This window comes from Streptococcus infantis, from assembly GCF_000963255.1.
Lineage (GTDB): Bacteria > Bacillota > Bacilli > Lactobacillales > Streptococcaceae > Streptococcus > Streptococcus nidrosiense.
The window spans coordinates 1-5,132 of record NZ_JYOV01000015.1; the positions used below are offsets into that span (position 1 = coordinate 1).

Genomic DNA, 5,132 nt, shown 5'->3' on the forward strand with positions numbered 1-5,132 from the left:
CAATGTCATTAAGTTAGTAATCTAACTATTTGAATAGGAGATAGGATTGAGATCATCAAAGTGATTCTCTATCCTATCTTCTATTTTTTTTGCATAACAAATAAAGGTTTTTTCACCCTATTTTTTGAGATTTATGTTACTCTATAGATGAAATCAATTACCGATTGGGCCTTTATTTTTCTTGGATATTTTCGATTCGGTCGAATAATAGATAACTGTTTCTTGAGGTAGTTTTTCAACTGGAGAGAAGAAAGGGAACCGTTAAAAAACAAACGGCAGGCATAAGTCGCATCTGAGAAACACACTTTATATCTTTGTTTTTTGTGACTACTGTCGATGGCAACTTGCGAGGTTACCCAACGACAAAAGTTAAAATTTGTAAATCGGGCAAAGATTTCTTGGAGAATCCCTTCCTTCTTTTTGGCATGAAAATTGACCAAGCCAATACTGTATTTCAGGTCACGAAAACTAGTCTCTATGCCCCATCTGCTGGCGTAGAGATTTTTTAATTGTTGGACTGAATAGTCTGTATTTGTCACCAAAGTTTCGTATTTTCCTTCTTCCGCTTCTAAACGCACCAAACGAAAAGGAAGTTGGTATAGTTCAACAGGGTCATGTTTTTGACTTGTTTCTGGAAGAAAATCAAAAGTAGAATTGTGTGGAATAAAATGATAGTCATTGGGGAAATCACGATAAAGTTTTTTGAGCTGATTGGTTTGCTTTCGTGATAATTTTAGAGAAAAGTTTTGATCAAAACACTCTGTATTTGGCAAGTTGAAGGAGGAACGCATGGATTGTTTTCCATCTCGAATTCGGATGATATAAAGCCATCCTTTTTCTTGAAAATGAGCCATGAGATTGTAACTTTCATAGCCTCTATCCATGATAACAAGAGCTTTCTCGAAAGGGAGAAGCCTTCATCATCTGAATCAGAGCTAAGCGCTCATGTTGCGTATGTTTGTCTTGAATAGAAACATCTCTATACACTCCAGTCGTCAAGTCGTATAGGGCATTTATGTGTATGAGATTATAGGATTTAACATCCGTTTGGGTTTGGATAGAGGTTTCTGTATCCATGGGATTTCGAGGAATACAGATATCACTCCCATCTGCAGCGAATATCGGAAGATTGGTGTTAAGTGGAATAGGTGCTGTAAATTCTTTAAATAAGGTATAGAAAGCCTCAGGTTTTATCTGATAGCGTCTTTGAACAAAGGCTGAATTTGAAACTGTCAGTCTAGCATCTAGTAATTCTTTTGACAGTGATTTTCCTCCCATTCCCAGAATGGTACGAATCATGGTTTCTAGTGATAACCTTCTTTTACGAGTAAAGGCCTGTTCATCTTGTTTGACGAGCTCAACTTTTTGACCAAGGATACTCTGAATACTCTTATTCAAGTGGGCTTTTATCTGTTTTATCATAGGAAGTACCTCCTTAACTATCAGTTTAGCACATAAAAAAAGAAACCCAAATACAGAATTGTATTTGAATTTCTTAACTTAATGACATTGGACAGGAAGTCGCTTCTCTTTTTTGATTATGTGACTTTCAGTCCGTCTCGCTCCGTTAGGTGCGAGACAAAAAAACCACCCGCTATGCGGGTGCGCGTCGAAGGTTATACCAAAAAACTCCAAACGCGATACAATAAAGGTGTTCAAGCCAATTGTAAAGCGAAAGGAGAAAACCATGGTACAAAAGTCTCATAGTTTATCACACACAAAGTGGCACTGTAAGTATCACATTGTGTTCACCCCTAAGTATAGACGAAAAGTCATCTATAATCAATATCGGAGTAGTTTAGGTGAAATATTTCATCGCTTGTGTAGTTATAAAGGTGTTGAAATTATCGAAGGACACTTGATGCCAGATCATGTACATATGTTAGTAAGTATTCCACTGAGGATAAGTGTTTCAAGTTTTATGGGATATTTAAAAGGTAAGAGTGCACTCATGATGTTTGACAAACACGCCAATTTGAAATATAAGTTTGGAAATCGGCATTTCTGGGCGGAAGGTTATTATGTGAGTACAGTAGGGCTTAATGAAGCCACAATTAAGAAATATATTCAAGAGCAGGAAAAGCATGATATAGCACTAGATAAATTGAGTGTAAAAGAATATGAGGATCCCTTTAGGGATAGTGGCAAGTAATACTAAAGCCTCTTTAAGAGGCAAGTGACGAGTCAAGAGCAATGAGGCTTGAACAACGTGAAAGCCAGCGTCTTTAGGCGCTGGCTGGTAATATGGGCTTATAGCCCTGGTGCAAACCACCCGTTAGACGGGTGGTTATGATTGATTTTGACTAGCTTTTTTGTGAAAAATTGTGTAAAATAGAATAGATAAACGAGGGAAACCTCGGAAAATAAAAGGAGTATCCATCAAATGGTAAAATTGGTTTTTGCTCGCCACGGTGAGTCTGAATGGAACAAAGCTAACCTTTTCACTGGTTGGGCTGATGTTGATTTGTCTGAAAAAGGAACACAACAAGCGATTGACGCTGGTAAATTGATCAAAGAAGCTGGTATCGAATTTGACCAAGCTTACACTTCAGTATTGAAACGTGCAATCAAAACAACTAACTTGGCTCTTGAAGCATCTGACCAATTGTGGGTTCCAGTTGAAAAATCATGGCGCTTGAACGAACGTCACTACGGTGGTTTGACTGGTAAAAACAAAGCTGAAGCAGCTGAACAATTTGGTGATGAACAAGTTCACATCTGGCGTCGTTCATACGATGTATTGCCTCCAGCAATGGATCGCGACGATGAGCACTCAGCTCACACTGACCGTCGTTACGCTTCACTTGACGACTCAGTTATCCCAGATGCTGAAAACTTGAAAGTGACTTTGGAACGTGCCCTTCCATTCTGGGAAGATAAAATCGCTCCAGCTCTTAAAGATGGTAAAAATGTATTCGTAGGAGCACACGGTAACTCAATCCGTGCTCTTGTAAAACACATCAAAGGTTTGTCAGACGACGAAATCATGGACGTGGAAATCCCTAACTTCCCACCATTGGTATTCGAATTTGACGAAAAATTGAACGTAGTTTCTGAATACTACCTTGGTAAATAAGAACCATAAAGCCTAGGATGATTCCTGGGTTTTTTCAATTTCTATATATTACCGTGCGAGATTAAAAGAAACCATATTTTGCAAATTTAAATAGAAAGTTTTAAGAATACAAAAAACAATTAAGCTTGTCAAAGCAGAGGATTCTTGTTATAATAGGTAAGATGGAGGCGTTATGGCACTTAAAAAAGCAAGTCTAGCCTGTGCGGTTTGTGGTTCTAGAAACTATTCGATTAAGATTAGTGGAAATCCAAAACCAACACGCTTAGAAGTAAATAAATTTTGTAAACACTGTGGCAAGTACACCACACACCGAGAAACGAGATAGGAGAAAACGATGCGTTTTATTAAGGATATTTTTAAACTTCTTAAAGAAACAACTTGGCCGACTCGCAAGGAAAGTTGGTTAGATTTTAAATCTATCATGGAATACACTGCTTTCTTTGTAGTGATGATTTATATTTTTGACCAATTGATTGTTAGCGGATTGATTCGTTTTATTAATATTTTTTAAAATAAGCTACGAAAAAGATCTAGTCGCTGAAATTCTTCAGTTAGGAAAGGAAAAAACATGGATAGTTTTGATAAAGGATGGTTTGTGCTACAAACTTATTCTGGCTACGAAAATAAAGTAAAAGAAAATCTATTGCAACGTGCACAAACATACAATATGCTAGAAAATATTCTACGTGTTGAAATTCCTACACAAACAGTGCAAGTAGAAAAAAATGGAAAGAAAAAAGAAATCGAAGAAAATCGCTTTCCAGGTTATGTTCTTGTAGAAATGGTTATGACCGACGAAGCATGGTTTGTTGTGCGTAACACACCAAACGTAACAGGATTCGTAGGCTCACACGGTAATAGATCAAAACCAACTCCACTTTTGGAACAAGAAATTCGTGATATTTTAGTTTCTATGGGTCAAACTGTCCAAGAATTTGATATTGATGTCGAAGTTGGTCAAACTGTTCGTATTATTGACGGTGCTTTCGCAGATTACACAGGTAAGATCACAGAAATTGATAACAATAAAGTTAAGATGATTATCTCAATGTTTGGTAATGATACAGTTGCAGAAGTAAATCTTAACCAGATTGCAGAACTTTAATCGGACATTTCATCAATTAAATTACAAAGTAAAGACAACTGTAGAGAAAACAGTTGTCTTTTTTCTCTCACTTGTCAGTATTCATACTTCCTGATACACATTGGACTTGAAAAAAACACAAGATAGGAAAGCAAATGCTTGAGAAGTATTATGCAAAGGTAAAAGGAATTGTTCATAAATGTAGAAAAGACTACTATCTCCACCTGTGGGAGAAAGAGGATTGGGACCAAGAAGGACTGATCTGTCTCCATGAACTTCTAGAAAAGCATCCAGAACTAATGGAAGAAGAAAAGAAACTCTACGTCTACTTCAAAACAAAATTTCGCAATCGAATCCTTGATAGCGTCAGAAAACAAGAGAGTCAAAAGCGTCGCCTAGACCGGATGGCCTATGAAGAAGTAGGGGAGATTAGCCATCGCCTACCAGAAGGAGGATTGTGGTTGGATGATTACTACGCCCTTCATGAACTGTTGAATACTTATAGAAGAAAATTACCAGAAGATAAGCAGGAAGCTTATGAACGCCTCTGGGCAGACGAACGATTTAAAGGTCGCAAAGCCCTTCTCAGAGAGCTGAAGGAAAGATTACAAGACTTCTAAAAAAAATTAAAAAAAGGTGTTGACAAAGTAAGAAAAGTCGGTATAATAGTAAGAGTTGAAAATAACAACTCTGGTCCGTTGGTCAAGGGGTTAAGACACCGCCTTTTCACGGCGGTAACACGGGTTCGAATCCCGTACGGACTATAGTATGAAGCAGATAAAACACTAGATGAAAAAAATTAAAAAAAGTTTCAAAAAAGTGTTGACAAGCGAAAGCGGCTGTGATATACTAATATAGTTGTCACTTGAGAGAAGTGAGTGACAAAGACCTTTGAAAACTGAACAAGACGAACCAATGTGCAGGGCACTACAACTAAGGTTGTAGTACTGAACAATGAAAAAACAATAAATC

General features: G+C 37.3%; 6 protein-coding genes, 1 tRNA gene and 1 pseudogene. 7 read left to right on the forward strand and 1 reads right to left on the reverse strand.

From position 1 onward, the window contains the following. Positions 1 to 131 precede the first annotated feature (131 nt). Positions 132 to 1,422: pseudogene (locus tag TZ96_RS10485) on the reverse strand (IS4 family transposase). 265 nt (positions 1,423 to 1,687) lie between these two features. Here TZ96_RS10485 and tnpA point away from each other — a divergent pair. The 7 genes from tnpA to TZ96_RS06475 all read left to right on the forward strand — a co-directional run bounded on the left by tnpA (position 1,688) and on the right by TZ96_RS06475 (position 4,924). After that, positions 1,688 to 2,152: an IS200/IS605 family transposase gene (tnpA, locus tag TZ96_RS06445; protein ID WP_045763383.1), complete on the forward strand. Its 465-nt coding sequence runs from the start codon at positions 1,688 to 1,690 to the stop codon at positions 2,150 to 2,152. A gap of 231 nt (positions 2,153 to 2,383) precedes the next feature. Next, positions 2,384 to 3,076: a phosphoglycerate mutase gene (locus TZ96_RS06450; RefSeq protein ID WP_045763384.1), complete on the forward strand. Its 693-nt coding sequence runs from the start codon at positions 2,384 to 2,386 to the stop codon at positions 3,074 to 3,076. Positions 3,077 to 3,248: 172 nt separating this feature from the next. Further along, positions 3,249 to 3,401: a 50S ribosomal protein L33 gene (rpmG, locus tag TZ96_RS06455; protein ID WP_001809375.1), complete on the forward strand. Its 153-nt coding sequence runs from the start codon at positions 3,249 to 3,251 to the stop codon at positions 3,399 to 3,401. 9 nt (positions 3,402 to 3,410) lie between these two features. After that, on the forward strand, positions 3,411 to 3,587 hold the full coding sequence (gene secE / locus TZ96_RS06460) for a preprotein translocase subunit SecE (protein ID WP_001211016.1): 177 nt from the start codon (positions 3,411 to 3,413) through the stop codon (positions 3,585 to 3,587). A 57-nt stretch (positions 3,588 to 3,644) separates the two neighbouring features. Beyond that, positions 3,645 to 4,181, forward strand: coding sequence for a transcription termination/antitermination protein NusG (gene nusG / locus TZ96_RS06465; protein ID WP_045763385.1), 537 nt, complete (start codon positions 3,645 to 3,647; stop codon positions 4,179 to 4,181). A 134-nt stretch (positions 4,182 to 4,315) separates the two neighbouring features. Then, entirely contained in the window at positions 4,316 to 4,780 is a 465-nt protein-coding gene (locus tag TZ96_RS06470) for a transcriptional regulator (protein ID WP_045763386.1), read from the forward strand. 72 nt (positions 4,781 to 4,852) lie between these two features. Further along, positions 4,853 to 4,924, forward strand: a tRNA-Glu gene (locus TZ96_RS06475). The last annotated feature ends 208 nt before the right edge of the window (positions 4,925 to 5,132 follow it).